General features: G+C 71.6%; 17 protein-coding genes. 9 read left to right on the plus strand and 8 right to left on the minus strand.

What is annotated here, in order from left to right:
- Window positions 1-30: 30 nt before the first annotated feature.
- Window positions 31-2,115, plus strand: a complete 2,085-nt coding sequence (locus ACFVIU_RS03235; RefSeq protein ID WP_385840258.1) for a SpoIIE family protein phosphatase — start codon at window positions 31-33, stop codon at window positions 2,113-2,115.
- A gap of 70 nt (window positions 2,116-2,185) precedes the next feature.
- Here ACFVIU_RS03235 and ACFVIU_RS03240 read toward each other — a convergent pair whose 3' ends face one another.
- Entirely contained in the window at window positions 2,186-4,477 is a 2,292-nt protein-coding gene (locus tag ACFVIU_RS03240) for a transglycosylase domain-containing protein (RefSeq protein ID WP_385840259.1), read from the minus strand.
- A gap of 242 nt (window positions 4,478-4,719) precedes the next feature.
- Here ACFVIU_RS03240 and ACFVIU_RS03245 point away from each other — a divergent pair, with 242 nt between their 5' ends.
- From ACFVIU_RS03245 to ACFVIU_RS03265, 5 genes are all read left to right on the plus strand, one after another.
- Window positions 4,720-5,646 (plus strand): SPFH domain-containing protein, encoded by a 927-nt coding sequence (locus tag ACFVIU_RS03245; RefSeq protein WP_385840261.1) that lies wholly within the window; start codon window positions 4,720-4,722, stop codon window positions 5,644-5,646.
- Window positions 5,592-5,879, plus strand: a complete 288-nt coding sequence (locus ACFVIU_RS03250; protein WP_385840262.1) for a hypothetical protein — start codon at window positions 5,592-5,594, stop codon at window positions 5,877-5,879. The genes ACFVIU_RS03245 and ACFVIU_RS03250 overlap by 55 nt, the downstream gene beginning before the upstream one ends.
- 88 nt (window positions 5,880-5,967) lie before the next feature.
- Window positions 5,968-6,492, plus strand: coding sequence for a PadR family transcriptional regulator (locus tag ACFVIU_RS03255; RefSeq protein ID WP_385840263.1), 525 nt, complete (start codon window positions 5,968-5,970; stop codon window positions 6,490-6,492).
- Entirely contained in the window at window positions 6,489-7,178 is a 690-nt protein-coding gene (locus tag ACFVIU_RS03260) for an ABC transporter ATP-binding protein (protein ID WP_385840265.1), read from the plus strand. Before ACFVIU_RS03255 ends, ACFVIU_RS03260 begins: the two co-directional genes overlap by 4 nt.
- Window positions 7,175-9,517 carry an FtsX-like permease family protein gene (locus ACFVIU_RS03265; RefSeq protein ID WP_385840266.1) on the plus strand — a complete coding sequence of 781 codons (2,343 nt, stop codon included), beginning with the start codon at window positions 7,175-7,177 and terminating at the stop codon, window positions 9,515-9,517. Before ACFVIU_RS03260 ends, ACFVIU_RS03265 begins: the two co-directional genes overlap by 4 nt.
- Window positions 9,518-9,536: 19 nt before the next feature.
- Here the strand turns inward: ACFVIU_RS03265 and ACFVIU_RS03270 are convergent, their stop codons facing one another.
- Window positions 9,537-10,475 (minus strand): LysR substrate-binding domain-containing protein, encoded by a 939-nt coding sequence (locus ACFVIU_RS03270; RefSeq protein ID WP_385840267.1) that lies wholly within the window; start codon window positions 10,473-10,475, stop codon window positions 9,537-9,539.
- A gap of 140 nt (window positions 10,476-10,615) precedes the next feature.
- On the opposite strand from ACFVIU_RS03270, the gene ACFVIU_RS03275 reads away from it, so the two are divergent.
- Both ACFVIU_RS03275 and ACFVIU_RS03280 read left to right on the plus strand, forming a co-directional pair.
- Window positions 10,616-11,170: a peroxiredoxin gene (locus tag ACFVIU_RS03275; RefSeq protein WP_067047469.1), complete on the plus strand. Its 555-nt coding sequence runs from the start codon at window positions 10,616-10,618 to the stop codon at window positions 11,168-11,170.
- Window positions 11,171-11,173: 3 nt separating this feature from the next.
- Entirely contained in the window at window positions 11,174-11,707 is a 534-nt protein-coding gene (locus ACFVIU_RS03280) for an alkyl hydroperoxide reductase (RefSeq protein WP_385840269.1), read from the plus strand.
- Between the two features lie 25 nt (window positions 11,708-11,732).
- Here the strand turns inward: ACFVIU_RS03280 and ACFVIU_RS03285 are convergent, their stop codons facing one another.
- The 6 genes from ACFVIU_RS03285 to ACFVIU_RS03310 form a co-directional block, all read right to left on the minus strand.
- The gene (locus ACFVIU_RS03285) at window positions 11,733-13,061 is read right to left on the minus strand and encodes an AI-2E family transporter (protein WP_385840271.1); all 1,329 of its coding nucleotides are present in this window, start codon (window positions 13,059-13,061) and stop codon (window positions 11,733-11,735) included.
- Between the two features lie 137 nt (window positions 13,062-13,198).
- Window positions 13,199-13,900, minus strand: coding sequence for a transglycosylase SLT domain-containing protein (locus ACFVIU_RS03290; protein ID WP_385840272.1), 702 nt, complete (start codon window positions 13,898-13,900; stop codon window positions 13,199-13,201).
- Window positions 13,901-14,318: 418 nt separating this feature from the next.
- A complete protein-coding gene (locus ACFVIU_RS03295) occupies window positions 14,319-15,644 on the minus strand; it encodes a PhoH family protein (protein ID WP_385840273.1) in 1,326 nt (441 codons plus the stop codon).
- 358 nt (window positions 15,645-16,002) lie between these two features.
- Window positions 16,003-16,776, minus strand: coding sequence for an isoprenyl transferase (locus tag ACFVIU_RS03300; RefSeq protein WP_385840274.1), 774 nt, complete (start codon window positions 16,774-16,776; stop codon window positions 16,003-16,005).
- 648 nt (window positions 16,777-17,424) lie between these two features.
- Window positions 17,425-18,240, minus strand: a complete 816-nt coding sequence (locus tag ACFVIU_RS03305) for a class I SAM-dependent methyltransferase (protein ID WP_385840275.1) — start codon at window positions 18,238-18,240, stop codon at window positions 17,425-17,427.
- A 27-nt stretch (window positions 18,241-18,267) separates the two neighbouring features.
- Window positions 18,268-18,759 (minus strand): GNAT family N-acetyltransferase, encoded by a 492-nt coding sequence (locus tag ACFVIU_RS03310; protein ID WP_385840276.1) that lies wholly within the window; start codon window positions 18,757-18,759, stop codon window positions 18,268-18,270.
- Between the two features lie 101 nt (window positions 18,760-18,860).
- On the opposite strand from ACFVIU_RS03310, the gene ACFVIU_RS03315 reads away from it, so the two are divergent.
- Entirely contained in the window at window positions 18,861-19,253 is a 393-nt protein-coding gene (locus ACFVIU_RS03315) for a DUF192 domain-containing protein (protein WP_385840277.1), read from the plus strand.
- Window positions 19,254-19,266: the final 13 nt, after the last annotated feature.

The following is a 19,266-nucleotide window of genomic DNA, read 5'->3' on the forward strand; positions in this document are numbered from 1 at the left end:
CGCAGCCCCGGACGGATGGATGCGACACGCGTGACGGAGCAGCCCACCTCCTTCGAGCGCCCTCAGGGCGCCGACCCCGCGGAGGCCCGCGGGGCGCTCTTGCGTACCCCGACCCAGCTCGGCATGCCCGCCTTACCGGTCCAGGCCCGGTCCGACGGGACGCCCTCCGGCCCCGGGACGGCCACGTCCCGCGGCCCGGGTGACCAGGGGAAGGAGCCCGCAGTCAACGGTCCAGAGCACTCCCAGCCGGCCACCGCCGAACCCGGCGCGCACCGCCCGCGTCCCGCGGCGGAGGGGATTCCGCCGCAGCCCGGTGCCGAGCAGGACCGGACACCGGGCGCCGCGGAGCGCCGTACCGGGCGGGGACTGCCGCCGGGGCGGCCGATGCCGATGCGGCGCGACGGCGACCGGCTCCGGTTCGTCGGCGCGGCCACCCGGCGGATCGCCCGCGGCCTCGACCTGGACGAGATCGTGATGGGCCTGTGCCGGGCCACGGTACCGACCTTCTCGGACGCGATCCTGGTCTATCTGCGCGATCCGCTGCCGGTCGGCGACGAGCGGCCCACCGGTCCGGTGATGCTGCGGCTGCGCCGCACCGACCGGATCCCGGAGGAGCGGGACACCGACGGTGTGCTGCTGCCGCCGGCCTTCGAGCCGGAACCGGATCCCTCCCCGCTGGCCGATCTGTCGGCGCTGACCACCGAGCTGTGCGAGGTGCTGCCCGGCGGCGCGCTGAACGAGGTGCTGCGCGGGGTGCGCCCGGTGTTCGCCGACGCGCCCGCCGCCCGGGCCGCGCTGCCCGAGCTGCTCGGCGAGGACGGCGAGGCGCTGGTGCCCTCCGGGCAGCACGCGATCCTCGCGCCGCTGCGCGGCCGGCGCCGGGTGATCGGCGCGGCGCTGTTCCTGCGCCGCCCGGAGCGGCTCGCCTTCGAGGCGGACGACCTGCTGGTGGCCGCGCAGCTGGCCACGCACAGCGCGCTCGGCATCGACAAGGCGGTGCTGTACGGCCGGGAGGCCTACATCGCCGACGAGTTGCAGCGCACCATGCTGCCCGAGACGCTGCCCCGGCCGACCGGTGTGCGGCTCGCCTCCCGGTACCTGCCGGCCGCCGAGACGGCCCGGGTGGGCGGCGACTGGTACGACGCGATCCCGCTGCCCGGCAGCCGGGTGGCGCTGGTCGTCGGGGACGTCATGGGGCACTCGATGACCTCGGCGGCGATCATGGGGCAGCTGCGCACGACCGCGCAGACCCTGGCCGGGCTGGACCTGCCGCCGCAGGAGGTGCTGCACCACCTGGACGAGCAGGCGCAGCGGCTGGGCACCGACCGCATGGCGACCTGCCTGTACGCGGTCTACGACCCGGTGACGCACCGCATCACCATCGCCAACGCCGGTCATCCGCCGCCCGTGCTGCTGCATCTGGGCGGGCGGGCCGAGGTGCTGCGGGTGCCGCCGGGCGCGCCGATCGGCGTGGGCGGGGTGGACTTCGAGGCGGTGGAGCTGGACGCGCCCGCCGGGGCCACGCTGCTGCTGTACACCGACGGGCTGGTGGAGTCCCGGCTGCGGGACGTGTGGACCGGCATAGAGCAGCTGCGGGAACGGCTGGCCGCGACCGCCCAGTTGACCGGCCCGGACCATCCGCCGCCGCTGGAGGCGCTGTGTGACGAGGTCCTCGACATGCTCGGCCCGGGCGACCGGGACGACGACATCGCGCTGCTCGCGGCCCGCTTCGACGGGATCGCGCCGAGCGATGTGGCGTACTGGACGCTGGCGCCGGAGGACTCGGCGCCGGGCCAGGCCCGCCGGCTGGCCCGGCGTGCGCTCGCCCGCTGGGACCTGGAGGAGCTGACGGACTCGGTGGAGCTGCTGGTCAGCGAGGTCGTGACGAACGCCGTACGGTACGCGTCCCGGCCGGTGACGCTGCGGCTGCTGCGCACGGACGTGCTGCGCTGCGAGGTCGGCGACGATGTGCCGCAGTTGCCGCGGCTGCGGCAGGCGCGGGCCACGGACGAGGGCGGGCGCGGCCTGTACCTGGTGAACCGGCTGGCCCGGCGCTGGGGTGCGACCCGGCTGAGCGTGGGCAAGGTGGTCTGGTTCGAGCTGAACCGGAGCTGAGGTCCGTACGCACGCGAAGGGCGCCCGGTGTGCACCGGGCGCCCTTCGTGTGTCCGCTTCCCTGCCGGGCCTACTGGTTGGCCGGGTCCAGCGGGTCCTCCGGGGTGATCGGGTCCGTCGGCTCCTGGCTGGTCGGCGTCTGGGTCGGCGGGGTCTGGGTGGGCGTCCGGGACGGCGGCGCGCTGGTCGGCGTCTGCGTCGGGGTCCGGGACGGCGGCGCGGACGACGTCGGTGCCTTGCTGGTGGGCGTCTGCGAGGGCGTCCGGGTCGGGGTGTGGCTGACCGTAGGCGGCGGGGTCGGGGCGACGGCGGCGCCCTGGGTGGTGTCCAGCTCGAACGTGGCCGCGTGGGTCACGCCGAAGGTGTACTGGGCCCAGATCTGCGCCGGGTAGGTGCCGCCGTTGACGCGGCCCGAGCCGGGCAGTTGTCCGGTCGCGCCCGTCAGGGAGACATGGCGGCCGGTGCCCTTCTCCTCGCCGAACAGGCCGACGGAGGTGACCAGGTCGGGCGTGTAGCCGGTGAACCAGGCGGACTTGTCCTCGTCGGAGGTGCCGGTCTTGCCGGCCACCTGCTGGCCGGCGCGCAGCGGGTTGTCGGCCACGTGCTCCTTCGCCGTACCGTCGTCGACCACGCCGGTGAGCACCGAGGTGACGGTGTCGGCGGCGCTCCGGCTGAGCACCGAGGCGCCGAGCGAGTCCGGCTTGACGGTACGGCCGTTCAGCTCGGCCGACTTGATGATCGACGGGGTGACCCGGTCGCCGTGGTTGGCGAAGGTGGCGTAGATGCCGGCCATCTCCAGCGGGCTCGCGCCCATGGAGCCCAGGGTCTGGGCGGGGACGGCCTGCATGCCCTTGGTGTCCATGCCGAGCTGCTTGGCGGTGTCCATCACCCGGGTCATCCCGACGTCCACGCCCATCTGCGCGAAGACCGAGTTGACCGAGTTGTTCATCGCCTGCTGGACGGTGATGGGCCCGTAGTCGACGTCGTCCTCGTTGGGCGGTGCGAACCCGGCCTTGCTGCCGTGGTCCACGACCGGGCGGCCGCTGGTGCCGTCGTAGACGGTGTCGGCGCTGATCGGGGTGCCGTCCTGGGTGGTGGCGCCGTTCTGGAGCGCGGCGGCGAGGATGACGGGCTTGAACGTCGAGGCCGGCTGGTAGTCCCGCCGGGTGGCGTTGTCGATGTAGTGCTTGTAGTAGTCCTGGCCGCCGTACAGCGCGACGATCTGGCCGTTGCGGGGGTTGACCGAGACGGCTCCGGCCTGGACGTTGCGGTCGACCTTGCGCTGCTTGGGCTCGAGCTTGCCGGTCAGCTGGGTCTTGACGGCCTGTTCCAGCGCGGCCTGCTTCTTGCGGTCGACGCTGAGCGTGATGGTCCAGCCCTTGCGTTCGACCGCGGTCTCGGCCTGGGCCTGGGTCAGGCCGTCGGTCTGCATGAGCCGCTGTTCGAGCTGCTGGTTGGCGAGTTCGACCAGATAGCCCTTCTGCCCGTCGAGGCCCGGGGCGCCCTTGGGGGCCTTGGGCTTGGGGAAGTGCATGGCCTGCCGCGCGGCGGGGTCCAGCCAGTGCTGCTTGACCATGTTGTCGAGGACGTAGTTCCAGCGCTCCTTGACCAGCCGCTTGCCGGTGTCGCTCGCGACGGCCCAGTCGTACTGGCTGGGCGCCTGGAGCAGGGCGGCGAGATAGGCGCCCTGCTGGACACTGAGCTTCTTGGCGTCGATGTGGTAGTACGCCTGGGCCGCGGCCTGGATGCCGTAGGCGCCACGGCCGTAGTAGCTGGTGTTGATGTAGCCGGCGAGGATCTGGTCCTTGGTCTTCTCGCGGTCCACCTTCAACGAGATGACCAGTTCCCTCAGCTTGCGGGTGACGGTCTGGTCCTGGTTGAGGTAGTAGTTCTTGACGTACTGCTGGGTGATCGTCGAGCCGCCCTGCTTGCCCTTGCCGGTCAGCGTGTTGAGCATGGCGCGGGCGGTGCCCTTGAAGTCGATGCCGACGTCGTTGTAGAAGCTCTTGTTCTCGGCGGCCACGAAGGTCAGCTGGACCTTGCGGGGCACCTTCGACAGGTCGACGATCTCGCGGTTGGTCTTGCCGTCGCGGGCCAGCACCGTGCCGTCGCTGAACTTGTAGACGTTGCTCTGCTGCTGTGCGGCCGCGTTCGCCTGGGGGATGTCGACGGACAGGTAGAGCGCGATGAAGCCGCCGATCAGCAGCAGGCACAGCCCGAAGAAGGTGCCGAGGACCTTCTTCCAGGTGAACAGCCGGCGTATGAGCGGCCTGCGGCCGGTCTCGGGCCCGGAGCGGCGCGGCTGGGGCGCCGCGCGGCGGCCACCGCGCTGCCGCGCTCGTCTCTCTTCCGCTCGTCCCATGAGTCCCTACGCTCGCTTCCGTCTCTGGATGGTCAGCTCCGAAAGCTAACACCCGTCTCTATGACAAAGGGCGTCCGATCCGCCCTTTTACGGACGTGACAATCAGCACCCGCCCCAACGGAACCGACGGCTGTGACGGTTGCAGGGTTGCTTGACAGAGAAAAGTGATATCACTTAGCTAGTCACACACCAGGCGCCCCGACGGGCGCCGTCGAGCACGACCAGGAACGGGGGACACGACCATGTCCACGCACACCACCGCCGACGTACCCGAGATGCCCGCCCCGCGGGTGCGGGAGTTCCCCGCGCACAGCATCGGCGGCGGGCTCGCCCTGCTGCTCGGCCTGCTGGGGCTCGGCGGCACCGCGGCGCTGCTGGCCGCCGCCGCGAACGTCTCCGCGGCGGGCCCCAAGGCGGGGCTGATCATCGCCGGGATCGTCGTCTTCCTCGCCGCGGTCATCTCGCTGCGCGGCCTGAACACGGTCGCGCCCGGCGAGGCCCGGGTGGTGCAGCTCTTCGGCCGCTACCGGGGCACCATCCGGCAGGACGGCCTGCGCTGGGTGAACCCCTTCACCTCGCGGACCCGGATCTCCACCCGGGTGCGCAACCACGAGACCGCCGTACTGAAGGTCAACGACGCCTACGGCAACCCGATCGAGCTGGCCGCGGTCGTGGTCTGGAAGGTGCAGGACACCGCCCAGGCCGTGTTCGAGGTGGACGACTTCGCCGAGTTCGTCGCCACGCAGACCGAGACGGCCGTACGGCACATCGCGATCGAGTACCCCTACGACGCGCACGACGCGGACGGCCTCTCGCTGCGCGGCAACGCCGAGGAGATCACCGAGAAGCTGGCCGTGGAGCTCCAGGTCCGGGTGGAGGCGGCCGGTGTGCAGATCGTCGAGTCGCGCTTCACGCATCTCGCGTACGCTCCGGAGATCGCCTCCGCGATGCTCCAGCGGCAGCAGGCGGGCGCGGTCGTGGCGGCCCGCCGGGAGATCGTGGACGGCGCGGTCGGCATGGTGGAGGCGGCGCTCGCCCGGATCTCCGAGGCGGACATCGTGGAGCTGGACGAGGAGCGGAAGGCGGCAATGGTGTCGAACCTGATGGTGGTGCTGTGCGGGGACCGCGCCCCGCAGCCGGTCCTCAACACCGGGACGCTCTACCAGTGACCGACCCGGCCGAGGGCGCGGCCCCGCGGCGCCGGCCTCAGCAGCGCAAACAGGTGCTGCTGAGGCTCGACCCGGCGGTGTACGACGCGCTCGCCCGGTGGGCCGGGGACGAGCTGCGGTCCGCCAACGCGCAGATCGAGTTCCTGCTGCGCAAGGCGCTGGCGGAGGCGGGGCGACTGCCGAAGGACACCGGGCCGCTGCCCCGCCGCGGACGGCCGCCCGGCAGCTCCTGACCGGCCGACAACCCGGGTGACCTGCGACTTCGCGGGTATACCCGGGTTCTATACATACCGCGTATACACGGTGTGTAGAGTGCTCGGCATGTCCATCGGTCACACCCTTCTGGGTCTCCTGGAGTCCGGCCCTCGGCACGGCTACGACCTCAAGCGGACCTTCGACGAGAAGTTCGGTCAGGACCGGCCGCTGCACTACGGCCAGGTCTACTCGACGATGTCCCGGCTGCTCAAGCACGGCCTCGTGCAGGTCGACGGGATCGAGGCCGGCGAGGGCCCCGAGCGCAAGCGGTACGCCATCACCGACGCCGGCATCACCGACGTCGAGCGCTGGCTCGGCACGCCGGAGAAGCCCGAGGAGTACCTCCAGTCGACCCTCTACACCAAGGTCGTCCTCGCCCTGCTCACCCACCGCGACGCAGGTGTCGTCCTCGACACCCAGCGCGCCGAGCATCTGCGCAGCATGCGGATCCTCACCGACCGCAAGCGCAAGGGCGACCTCGCCGACCAGCTGATCTGCGACCACGCCCTGTTCCACCTGGAGGCGGACCTGCGCTGGCTGGAGCTGACCGCGGCCCGGCTGGACCGGCTGCGCGAGGCGGTGGCCCGGTGAACGCTCCCGCAGGCTCCCTGCTCGTCGCCGACGACCTGCGCAAGAGCTACGGCCCGACCGTCGCGCTCGACGGCGCCGAGTTCTCCATCCACCCCGGCGAGGTCGTCGCCGTGATGGGCCCGTCCGGCTCGGGCAAGTCGACGCTGCTGCACTGCCTCGCCGGCATCGTGCCGCCGGACTCCGGGTCGATCCGCTACAACGGCCGCGAACTGGCCGGGATGGGCGACGCCGAGCGCAGCGCGCTGCGCCGCTCCGAGTTCGGGTTCGTCTTCCAGTTCGGCCAGCTGGTGCCCGAGCTGACCTGTGTGGAGAACGTGGCGTTGCCGCTGCGGCTGAACGGCGCCTCCCGCAAGGCCGCCGAGAGGACGGCGCTGGGCTGGCTGGAACGCCTGGAGGTGGACGATCTCGCGGGCAAGCGGCCCGGCGAGGTCTCCGGCGGCCAGGGACAGCGGGTCGCGGTGGCGCGCGCCCTGGTCACCAGCCCCCGGGTGGTGTTCGCCGACGAGCCGACCGGCGCGCTCGACTCGCTCAACGGCGAGCGCGTGATGGAGCTGCTGACCGACGCGGCCCGCTCCACCAACGCGGCCGTCGTGCTGGTCACGCACGAGGCCCGGGTGGCCGCCTACTCCGACCGGGAGATCGTCGTACGGGACGGGAAGTCGCGGGACATGGAGCGCACCGTATGAGCATCCGGCAGTGGAGCCGCGATCTGGGCATGGGGGTCAGGTTCGCGTTCACCGGCGGGCGCGAGGGCTGGGTCCGGGTGCTGCTGACGGCGGTCGGGGTCGGACTCGGCGTGGCGCTGCTGCTGCTGACGACCGCGATCCCGAACGCGCTGGCGGTACGGGACCAGCGCGGCCAGGCCCGCCAGGACCACACCTACGGCCCCTACCGGCCGAAGGCGTCGGACACCCTGGTGATCTCCGACGCCGACAGCAGCTTCCGCGGCAGTGACCTGCGCGGCCGGCTGGTGCAGCCCGAGGGGCCGCGGGCACCCCTTCCCCCGGGGCTGACCCGGTATCCCGCGCCGGGCGAGATGATCGTCTCCCCCGCGCTGCGCGACCTCCTCGGCTCGGCGGACGGCAGGCTGCTGCGCGAGCGGCTGCCGTACCGGATCGTCGGCACGATCGCCGAGCCCGGGCTCATCGGCTCGCACGATCTCGCCTACTACGCCGGGGCGAAGAACCTGGACCGGCAGCTCGACGGGTGGCGGACGGCCCGGATCACGCACTTCGGGCCGGAGGAGCAGACCCAGTCCGACCCGACGGACCCGGTCCTGCTGCTGCTCGTGCTGGTCGCCTTCGTGGTGCTGCTGACACCGGTCGCCGTGTTCATCGCCACGGCCGTACGGTTCGGCGGCGAGCGGCGCGACCGCAGACTGGCCGCGCTGCGGCTGGTCGGCGCCGACGGCCGGATGACCCGGCGGATCGCGGCGGGCGAGGCGCTCGCCGGCTCCCTGGTCGGACTGGTCTTCGGCACCGCGTTCTTCCTGCTCGGGCGGCAGGTCGCGGGCTCCGTCGAGATCGTGGGCATCAGCGTGTTCCCCAGCTATCTCAACCCCTCCCCGGCGCTGGCCGCCCTCGTCGCCCTCGCCGTTCCGGCGGCGGCGGTGCTGGTGACGCTGTTCGCGCTGCGCGGGGTGGTCATCGAACCGCTGGGCGTGGTCCGTACGGCCCGGCCGGCGCGCCGCCGGCTGTGGTGGCGGCTGCTGCTGCCACTGGCCGGACTGGCGTGCCTGGCCCCGCTGATCGGAGACATCCGCGGCAACGGCGACTTCAACCGGTATCTGGTGGTCGCCGGCATCCTGCTGCTGCTCCTCGGTGTCACCGCCCTGCTGCCGTGGGCCGTCGAGGCGGCCGTGGCCCGGCTCGGACGGGGTGGTGTCGCCTGGCAACTGGCCGTACGACGGCTCCAGTTGAACAGCGGATCCGCGGCCCGCATGGTGAACGGCATCGCGGTCGCGGTCGCCGGGGCGATCGCGCTCCAGATGCTGTTCGCGGGCATCCAGGACGACTTCACCAAGTCCACCGGACGGGACACCGACCAGGCCCAGATGCAGGTCAACCTCTCCCGTGGCGTTCCCTTCCTCCCGGCCACCGCGCGGTTCGCCCGGACCGAGGGCGTACGGAAGGCCACCGCACTGGGCAGCACCGAGCTGGGCGACGGAACCTGGAGTTCCGAGCAGGGGCCGCAGCACACCGTCGGTCTCACCGTCGGCACCTGCACCGCGCTGCGCACGGTGGCCGAGCTGCCCTCCTGCCGCGACGGCGACGTCTTCGCCGTGACCGGCGGGGACCGGGACGCCGACGTGGCGAAGCTCGCCCGGCCCGGCCGCACCCTGCACCTGAATCCGGGCAGCGGGCGGCCCCACCTCCCCGACACGACGTGGACGGTACCGGCCGGGCTGAAGAAGGGCCGCGCGCTCAAGGGCCCGGACGGGCTCGCGGAGAGCGAGGTGCTGGTCACCCCGGGCGCGATGTCGGCGCGGATGAGCCGCACGCTGGTCGGCGCGGTGTACCTCAAGCTCGACGAGAAGCGGCCGGACGTGCACGAGTACGTCCGCAACACCGCGGCACGGATCGATCCGCTGGCGGACGCGATGGTGCTGGCGGCCACCGAGCGGTCGGCGCAGTTCTCCTCGATCCGCACCGGTACCTTCGCGGGCGCCGTCTGTGTGCTGGCGTTGATCGGGGTGAGCCTGCTGGTCTCCCAGCTGGAGCAGCTGCGCGAGCGCCGGAAGCTGCTGTCGTCGCTGGCCGCCTTCGGCACCCGCAAGCGCACCCTGGGCATGTCGGTGCTGTGGCAGACGGCGATCCCCATCGCCCTGGGCCTGCTCCTCGCCGCGGCGGCCGGACTGACGCTGGGCGCGGTCCTGCTGCGCATGGTCGGCGCGACGGTGTCCGTGGACTGGCCGGGCGTGCTGTCGATGACCGGCGCGGGGGCGGGGGTGATCCTCACGGTCACCCTGCTGAGCCTGCCGCCGCTGCTGCGGCTGATGCGGCCGGAGGGCCTGCGCACCGAGTAACCGGGCGCTTCGCCGGCCGTCAGGCCACCACCCGCACCGGCAGGGCCCGCATCGCCTCCCGCAGTGCCGCCGCCAGTTCCTCGTACTCCGCGGAGCGCGCCGCGCCGGCCCGCATGGCGAGCGCGACCCGGCGGCTCGGCGCCGGGTCGGCGAAGTACCCGGTGAGCAGCTGGCTGCTGCGGGCGGTCTCCAGCTTCAGGGCGGTGCGCGGCAGCAGCGTGCAGCCCAGCCCGCCCGCCACCAGCTGCACCAGCGTGGAGAGGCCGGCGGCCGTCGTGGTCACCGGGGCGTCCGCGCGGCCGGCCTCCCGGCAGATGTCGAGGGCCTGGTCGCGCAGGCAGTGCCCCTCGTCCAGGAGGAGCAGCTTCAGCTCCTTCAGCGCCTCGCGCGGAATGCCCTCGCGCCCGCCGAGCCAGTGGTCGAGCGGGGTGAGCAGGACGAAGTCCTCGTCGTACAGGGGGAGTTCGACCACGCCGGGCACACCGAGCGGGACAGCGAGCAGCAGCAGGTCGAGCCGGCCGGAGTGCAGGCCGTCGATCAGGCTGGCGGTCTGCTCCTCGTGCACCTGGAGGTCGAGCTGCGGATAGCGCTCGTGGACCAGCCGCAGCACGGTGGGCAGCAGGTACGGCGCCACCGTGGGGATCACCCCGAGGCGCAGGGCGCCGGTGAAGGGGGCCCGGACCGCCTCGGCCTCCTCCAGCAGCGCGCCGACCGCGTCCAGCACCGCCTTCGCCCGGACGGCCAGCCGCTCCCCCGCGGGCGAGAGCAGCACCTTGCGGGTCGTACGCTCGAGGAGGGTCACCCCGAGGGCCTCCTCCAGCGCGGAGACCGCGCCGGACAGGGCGGGCTGGCTCATCCCGATGGCGGCCGCCGCGTCCCGGAAGTGCAGGTGCTCCGCGACGGCGGCGAAGGCACGCAGCTGTGCGAGGCTCGGCTGCCTCCGCTTTCCGTTACCCATGGTCACTGATAACTACCTCCGATCAACATGACCGAGTGTAGCTATTTCACTAATCAATGCACCCTGTGCCACCATCGACGACGTCCAACCCAAGGGGGCAAGACCCTCACAAAGGGTGTCCCTAGCTGCAAGGAGAGCGCGTGCTCACTGTCGGTGACAAGTTCCCCGAGTTCGAACTGACCGCCTGCGTCTCGCTGGAGAAGGGCAAGGAGTTCGAGCAGATCCACCACAAGTCCTACGAGGGCAAGTGGCTGGTCGTGTTCGCATGGCCGAAGGACTTCACCTTCGTCTGCCCGACCGAGATCGCCGCGTTCGGGAAGCTGAACGACGAGTTCGCCGACCGCGACGCCCAGATCCTCGGCTTCTCCGGTGACTCCGAGTTCGTCCACCACGCCTGGCGCAAGGACCACCCGGACCTGACCGACCTGCCGTTCCCGATGATGGCCGACTCCAAGCACGAGCTGATGCGCGACCTCGGCATCGAGGGCGAGGACGGCTTCGCGCAGCGCGCCGTCTTCATCGTCGACCCGAACCGCGAGATCCAGTTCACCATGGTCACCGCCGGTTCCGTGGGCCGTAACCCCAAGGAGGTCCTGCGGGTCCTGGACGCCCTCCAGACGGACGAGCTGTGCCCGTGCAACTGGACCAAGGGCGAGAACACGCTGGACCCGGTCGCGCTGCTGGCCGGTGAGTGACCCATGTCGCTCGACTCCCTGAAGTCCCGCGTCCCGGACTACGCCAAGGACCTCAAGCTCAACCTGGGCTCGGTCATCGGCAACTCCGACCTCCCCGCGCAGCAGCTGTGGGGCACCGTGCTGGCGACCGCCATCGCCTCCCGGTCCCCGATCGTGCTGCGTGAGCTGGAGCCGGAGGCGAAGGCGAACCTGTCGCCGGAGGCGTACACGGCCGCCAAGTCGGCCGCCGCCATCATGGCGATGAACAACGTCTTCTACCGGACGCGCCACCTGCTGTCCGACCACGAGTACGGCACCCTGCGCGCCGGTCTGCGGATGAACGTCATCGGCAACCCGGGCGTGGAGAAGGTCGACTTCGAGCTGTGGTCGTTCGCGGTGTCCGCGATCAACGGCTGCGGCATGTGCCTGGACTCGCACGAGCAGGTGCTGCGCAAGGCCGGTGTGGAGCGCGACGTGGTCCAGGAGGCGTTCAAGATCGCCTCCGTGGTCCAGGCCGTCGCCGTCACGCTGGAGGCCGAGGCGGTCATCGCCGAGTAGGCAGACGTCCGTCCGAGGACCCCGCTCACCCTTCCTGGGGGGCGGGGTCCTCTGCGTTCTCCGGCGCCGGACGGACCTGGCCCGCCTGAGCGGCGGCGTACGTCCGCAGATACCCCACCACCGTGTTCGTCACCGCCACCAGCGGTACGGCCACCACCGCGCCGCCGATGCCGGCCACCATGCCGCCGGCCGCCACGGTCAGCACGACCGCCAGCGGATGGACGCGGACCGCGCGGCCGAGGATGAACGGCTGGAGCACATGCCCCTCGATCTGCTGGACCGCGAGGACGACGACGAGGGTCATCACGGCCGCGAACACACCCTGGGTCACCAGCGCCACGATCACCGCCAGCGCTCCGGAGGCGACCGCGCCGACCAGCGGGATGAAGGAGAACAGGAAGATGAACACGGCCAGCGGGACGGCCATCGGCACATTGAGGAAGTAGATGCCGATGCCGATGAAGATGGCGTCGATGAGCGCGACCAGGACCGTGCCGCGTACGTAGGCGGTCAGCGTGCGCCAGGCGCGCGGGCCGGCGCCGGCCACGCCCGGACGGGCGGCGGAGGGCACCAGCTTCAGGAACCACTGCCAGATCCGCTTGCCGTCGTAGAGCAGGAAGAGCGTCGAGAAGAACACCAGCAGGATGCTCGTCAGGCCCTCGACAATGACCTGAACGCCCTCCAGCCCGGCGGAGGTTATCTGGTCGGCGTTGGCGCCGATCGCCTCACGGAGGTTCTGGGCGATCTTGTTGATCTGCTTGTCGGTGACGTGGAAGGGGCTCTTCAGCAGCCAGTTGCGCAGGTCGTCGATGCCGGACTGGATCTGGGTGGAGAGGGTGTCGATGTTCTCCATCACCTGCCAGCTCACGAACCAGCCCATCAGGCCGATGACCGCGAAGCCGGAGATGGCGGTGAGCGCGGTCGCCGGTCCTCGGGGCACCCCCCAGCGGGTGAGCCGGGCGACCGTCGGCTGGAGCAGCGCGGTGATCAGCAGGGCGATGACGAACGCGAACACCACCAGCTGGATGGCGCTGATGACCCGCATCAGCACCCACACGGTGCCGGCGAGGACGAGCAGCCGCCAGCCGGCCTCCGCCGCGACCCGGACACCCCAGGGCACGGCCTCGGCGGGATCGGGGCGCGGACCGGCCGACGGCGCGGGCGCCACCGGCCGGGCGGGGCGATCGGTGTCGGTGGCCTGTCCGGGCACGGCGGCGGCGGGTTTGACGGACCCGGTGGGTTCGTCGTCCGCCTCGCGCTCCTGCTCCACCTCGGCGCGCAGCTCCTCCAGGCGCTCGCTCATCTCGCTGAGCCCGGCACCGAGTCGGCCGAGCCACCCTGGCACTCGCGACATGATCCGTCCTCTTCCCCCGCGCCCCGCGCGCTCGCCACCACTCCCCCCTGGAGTCGTCGGTTACGACCGTACAGGGCGAAAGCCCCTGCCCCGAGGACGGGGAGGGGCTGCGCGAGGCCGTGCGAGTACCGGGTGGCCTAGTACCAGTGGTTGGCCGCCCAGAAGGACCAGGCCTGGCAGGGGCTGCCGTAGCGGCTGTTCATGTAGTTGAGGCCCCACTTGATCTGGGTGGCCGGGTTGGTCTGCCAGTCGGCACCGGCGGAGGCGTACTTGCCCGCGGGCAGCGCCTGGAAGAGGCCGTAGGCACCCGAGGAGGCGTTCACGGCGTGGTAGTTCCAGCTGGACTCGTGGTCCACGATGTTGCTGAAGCACTGGAACTGGTCGCCGGCCACCATCTGGCGCGCCATCGCCTGGATCTGCGCGACGGTGTAGTTGGACTGGACCGGGAAGCTCGAGGAGTCGCGGACGTCGTCGCGGCTCGCCGCCGCGGCCTTCGTCTCGGCGCGCTCCTTGGCCTCCTTGGCAGCCTTCTCCGCGGCCGCCTTCTTCGCGATCGCGGTGTCGGCGGCTGCCTTGCGGGCCGCCGCCTCGGCGTCCTTCTTGGCGCTCGCGTCGGCCGCGATGGCCTGGGCATCGGCCTGGTGCGTCAGGGACGCCGACTGGACCTGCGCCTGCTGACCTGCGGGTATGTCGGCGAGGAGCGTGGCATCGGCTGCCGTCGCCTCGGCGTCGTTGTTGTTCTGCGCGACGCTGCCCGAGGCAACTCCGACGACGCTTCCGACGGCGGTGACCGCGGTGGCCGAGGCCACTGCGAGTCCCCGGACCGAAATCCGGCTCACACGGGTTCCTTCCAGCATCGCCCGCTTCGGTGACCCTGGCGGACGCAATCGTGCCCCTGACACTGGCCTCCCAACTTCTGGGTCACGGGAGGCGCGGGCCCGGTGGGCAACTCCCCTGGAGGGAGCGCCGCGTGGTGCGCGGGCGGCATACGACGGGTCTATGGAGTTGGTGATGCTTCTGAGGTGCCGTACCGCTGGGGGTACGGCTGTGTCGTATGCGGGGCCTGACAGGACTGAGACTCTGCCGTAACCGGACGCCGGGTGGCAATTCTGTGTTGCGTGTGAAAGCTCACATCCCGTTTGGCCCTGGGGATTTCCGGAAACCTCCGCGCGCCAAGGCGCCGCCCGGCTAGGCTCTTCGCCTTTGCCGGACGGCGCCAACAGGCCGTACCGCTATGTCAGATGACGTCCATCCATGTCAGATGTGTCCGTCCTCCAGCATTTCGGTGACAAGCGCGGCGATCTGGGACCTTTCGGACCGGGTCAGGGTGACATGCGCGAAGAGGGGATGCCCCTTCAGCTTCTCCACGACGGCCACCACACCGTCGTAGCGTCCGACGCGCAGATTGTCCCGCTGTGCCACGTCATGGGTGAGAACCACCCGGGAGTTGGCGCCGATCCGGGACAACACGGTCAGCAGGACGTTCTTCTCCAGGGACTGCGCCTCGTCCACGATCACGAACGCGTCGTGCAGGGAGCGGCCGCGGATGTGGGTCAGCGGCAGCACCTCCAGCATCCCGCGCGCGGTGACCTCCTCGATGACCTCGCGGCTGGTGACGGCCGACAGCGTGTCGAAGACGGCCTGCGCCCACGGGCTCATCTTCTCCGCCTCGGTGCCGGGCAGATAGCCCAACTCCTGCCCGCCGACCGCGTACAGCGGCCGGAACACCATCACCTTCTGGTGCTGACGGCGCTCCAGGACCGCCTCCAGCCCGGCGCACAGCGCCAGCGCCGACTTGCCGGTGCCGGCCCGCCCGCCCATCGACACGATCCCGATGTCCGGGTCGAGCAGCAGGTCGAGCGCGATGCGCTGCTCGGCGCTGCGGCCCTTGATGCCGAACGCCTCCCGGTCGCCGCGCACCAGCCGGACGTTGCCCTCGGCGGAGACCCGGCCGAGCGCCTTGCCCCGCTCGGAGTGGATGGTCAGACCGGTGTGCACGGGCATCTCGGCGGCCTCCGGGACGTACAGATGGCCTTCCTCGAAGAGGATGTCCACCTGCTCGGCCGGGAGGGTGAGTTCGCTCATCCCGGTCCAGCCGGAGTTCTCCGTGATGGCGAGCTCGGCGCGGTACTCCTCGGCGAGGAGACCGACCGAGGACGCCTTGATCCGCAGGGGCAGGTCCTTCGATACGACGGTGACGTCGAACCCCTCCGCCTGGAGGTTCCGGGCCACCGCGAGGATGCGGGAGTCGTTGTCCCCCAGGCGGTAGCCGGTGGGCAGCACGCTGGGGTCCGAGTGATTGAGCTCGACACGGATCGTGCCGCCGAGGTCCCCGATCGGGATGGGGGCGTCGAGACGGCCGTGCCGGACCCGGTAGTCGTCGAGCAGGCGCAGGGCCTGCCGGGCGAAGTAGCCGAGTTCCGGATGGTGCCGCTTGGCCTCCAGCTCCGTGACCACCACGATGGGGAGCACGACCTCGTGCTCCTCGAAGCGGCTCAGGGCGTTCGGATCGGCCAGCAGGACGCTGGTGTCGAGAACATAGGTGCGCCGGTCGGGCTTGTGGCGCTTTGTGCTGGTCACCACGGAAGGACGTACCCCCTCGGATGAGGTCGGGGAGCGACGAAGTGGAGCTGGACCGGTGTCTGGCCCCCGCGTACGGCGGGCCGTGGACCGGCCCTCCGCGGCTCTTTCCGTGCCGTGACCGGACGGTCGGGCTGGTGCAAAGGGCCTCCCGGGCGGGACGGCCCCGTGCCGCCCGCTGAGAACCGACGCCCGTGGTTCGGGTGTCGACCTGCTTGGCTTATGCCCTCGAACTGTCGCCGCCATGCAAAAGCGGCCAACAGCGCGCTGGTGAACTCCTTGTTACGCGTGCGCGAATCGGGGTATACGGAACCGCCCCGGCGCCGGGTGGCGACGGGGCGGTGCGGTGCGGTGTCCGGGGTCAGCCGCCGTAGCGGCGGTGACGTGCGGCGTAGTCGCGCAGGGCGCGCAGGAAGTCGACCTTCCGGAAGGACGGCCAGAAGACCTCGCAGAAGTAGTACTCGGAGTGCGCGGTCTGCCACAGCATGAATCCGGACAGCCGCTGTTCGCCGCTGGTGCGGATGACGAGGTCCGGGTCGGGCTGGTCACCGGTGTAGAGGTGACGGCCGATCATGTCGATGTCGACGGACTCGGCGAGGTCCTCCAGGGACACCCCGCGGTCGTGGGCGTCCAGCAGCATCGAGCGCACGGCGTCGGCGATCTCCTGCCGGCCGCCGTAGCCGATGGCCACGTTCACGACTATCCCGTCGATGTGCCGGGTGGCCTCCTCGGCCTCCTTCAGCGCCGTCTGCATCTGCGCGGGCAGCAGGTCGGGGGTGCCGACGTGGTGCACGCGCCAGCGGCCGTCGGCGGCGAGGGTGCGGACGACGCCCTCGATGATGCCGAGCAGGGGGCCGAGTTCCTCCTGCGGGCGGTCGAAGTTGTCCGTGGACAGCAGCCAGAGGGTGACGACCTCGACGTCGGTCTCCGCGCACCAGCCGAGGAACTCCTCGATCTTCTCGGCGCCGGCCCGGTGGCCGTGGACGGTGGTGGAGCCGGACGCCTTCGCCCAGCGGCGGTTGCCGTCCATGATGACGCCGATGTGCTTGGGCACCTGGTCGTGGTCCAGGTGTCCTTCCACCCGGCGTGCGTAGAGCCTGACGAGCAGGCTGCGCAGCTTGTCACGCAGGTTCACGTGGCCCTCCGGGGTTGGCACGGGGTACGGGTTCGGGGGGTGTTGAGCCTACCGCTGCCCGGGGCCCGGTCCGGGTCCGGGGCTCGGCCTGCCGTCCGGGCTCGGGATCCGGGGCCGCGGAAACGTTCCTGGCGGCCCGGCAAAAAAACGGGCCGGTCCGTGGGGGGGAGACGGACCGGCCCGAGGGGGGGTTTCCACCATAACCCTTCGTAAGGGCTGATGGGTGCATCGGCGCGAGACAACTACTCTCCGGAATCATCCGGCGACGCCCCGGGCGACCCGGAATGTGAGATTCAGGGGCCTCTCATGGCCGATTCCCCGCCGATTCCCAGGGGAATCCGGTCGGATACAGACACATTCGGAGGCATTCGAATGCTTTGCGGCGCCTTATGGACTCTTCGGCGCGTTGGCCGAGGGTCCCTCCGATGGGGGACCCGGCCCGCGAACGGTGATTTGACGGTTCCGGTACGGCCCCCCACCCGGTCCCACGGCACCGCGCAGCCCCCTCCACTGCGCGGTACCGTCCGCACAGCTTTGCTGACGCGAATTACCTTGGTCTGAACTTACGTGACGGGTGAGGCGTGTGTGAACCGCAGCGCATAACAATGTGGAAACTGCGGACGAACGGCAGATGAACGACGTCTGTTTTCAGCCCTTACGCGGCTTGCGGACCTCGAAGAGATGCCGGGAGCTGTGCGCCAGGAACGGCCCCTCCCGCTCGATCCGCTCGTGCAGGGCCCGGAGTTGGGGCTCGTACGCCTCCACCGTGAAGCCGGGGACCATCCAGACGACCTTGCGCAGGAAATGCACGACCGCGGCGATGTCGTGGAACTCCATCCGCAGCCGCTCCGCCCGCAGTCCGGCCACCTCCAGGCCGGCCGCCTCCGCCTCGGCCCGCTCCCGCTCGGGGTCCCGGCCGGAGCGCACCTCCTCCGGCTGCGGCCCGAGGAAGTACTCGACCAGTTCGAAGACGCTCGCCGGCCCGACGTGCTGGGCGAAGTAGGTGCCGCCGGGCCGCAGCACCCGGGCGATCTCGTCCCAGTACGGGCGCACCGGGTGCCGGCTGAGCACCAGGTCGAAGGCCTCGTCGGCGAAGGGCAGCGGCGCGTCGTCCGGGGCGGCGACCACCACGACCCCGCGCGGCCGCAGCAGCGCGGTGGCCCTGGCCACGTTGGGCGGCCAGCCCTCGGTGGCGGCGGCCAGCAGCGGCCGGACGGGCTCGGCCCGGCCCAGCGCGAAGTCCAGCACCTCTCCGCCGCCGGTCTGGATGTCCAGCACGGCCTCGGCACCGGCCAGCCGCCGCCCCGCCGACTCGGCGTACCGCCACGAGGGCCGCGCCTCGGTGGCCCGCCCCTCGAACCACGAGAAGTCCCACCCCTCGGTGGGCACGGCGACCCCCTCCGCAACCAGGTCGTCGAAGGAGCGGTGAGGGGAGGGGTGGGGGTGGTGGTGCTGCGCTGCCATGGCAGTCATCGTCCCAGGGGCGGACCGTCACGTCCTGCCGATTTCCGCCGCTTCCGTCTCCTCCGCTGGGTGAAGGGCGAGCAGGAGGTGGGTGTCCGTGCCGTGCCGGACCGTGCCGGTGCGCCGGAAGCCGAGGCGCTCCAGCAGGCGGACGGAGGCGGTGTTGCCGGCGAACGGGTCGGCGTACAGGGGGCGGACGGCTTCCTCGCGGAGGAAGAGGGCGAGGGCGCGACTGCCGACGCCGCGCCCCCAGTACGGCCGGCCCAGCCAGTACCCGAGGAACCGCCGCCCGTCCGCCACCGTCCAGGAGACGACGTGCCCCGCCGGCTCCCCCGCCACCACGACCGTCCGCACGAGCACGTCCGGGACGCCGAGGATGCCGGTCCGCCAGTGCGCGAGGAAGGCGTCGCGCGGGCGCGGGGCGAACCTCGACCGGCGGACGGCCTCGGGGTCGTGCTCGTAGGCCAGGAACGCCTCCAGGTCGGCCTCGTCGACCTCGCGCAGCCACACGTCTGTCATGGCACGGAGTGTGGCAGGCGGCACTGACAACGGCGTTTACCGGCGGGGTGAGTTGGTGAGCGAGAGACAGTGAGGGGCGGACGGACGGAGGGCAGGCGGGCATGGGCTGGGGACGGCGGCTGCGGGACGGGCGGGGGCGGCTGGTGGTACGGGGGCCCGGCGGGGGTGAGCCGGTGGGGGTGCCGTTGGAGATCGCGGCGTCGTACCGGGCCCGTACGAAGGGGTTGCTGGGGCGGGACTCGGTCGACGGGGCGATGCTGCTGTCGCCGGCGAGCGGGGTGCACACCTTCGGGATGCGGATCCCGATCGACGTGGCCTACCTGGACCGGCGCCTGACCGTCATCGCCGTCCGCACCATGCGCCCCGGCCGGCTGGGCCTGCCCCGGTTGCGGGCCCGGCATGTGCTGGAGGCGGCGGCGGGGGCCATGGCGGGGTGGGGGCTGCGGGCCGGGGCGGAGGTCCGGGTGGAGGACGGGCGGCCGGAGCGGCCGTAGGTCTCCCTGGCCG

The sequence above is a fragment of the Streptomyces sp. NPDC127190 genome, from assembly GCF_042672505.1.
In the GTDB taxonomy this organism is placed as follows: Bacteria; Actinomycetota; Actinomycetes; order Streptomycetales; family Streptomycetaceae; genus Streptomyces.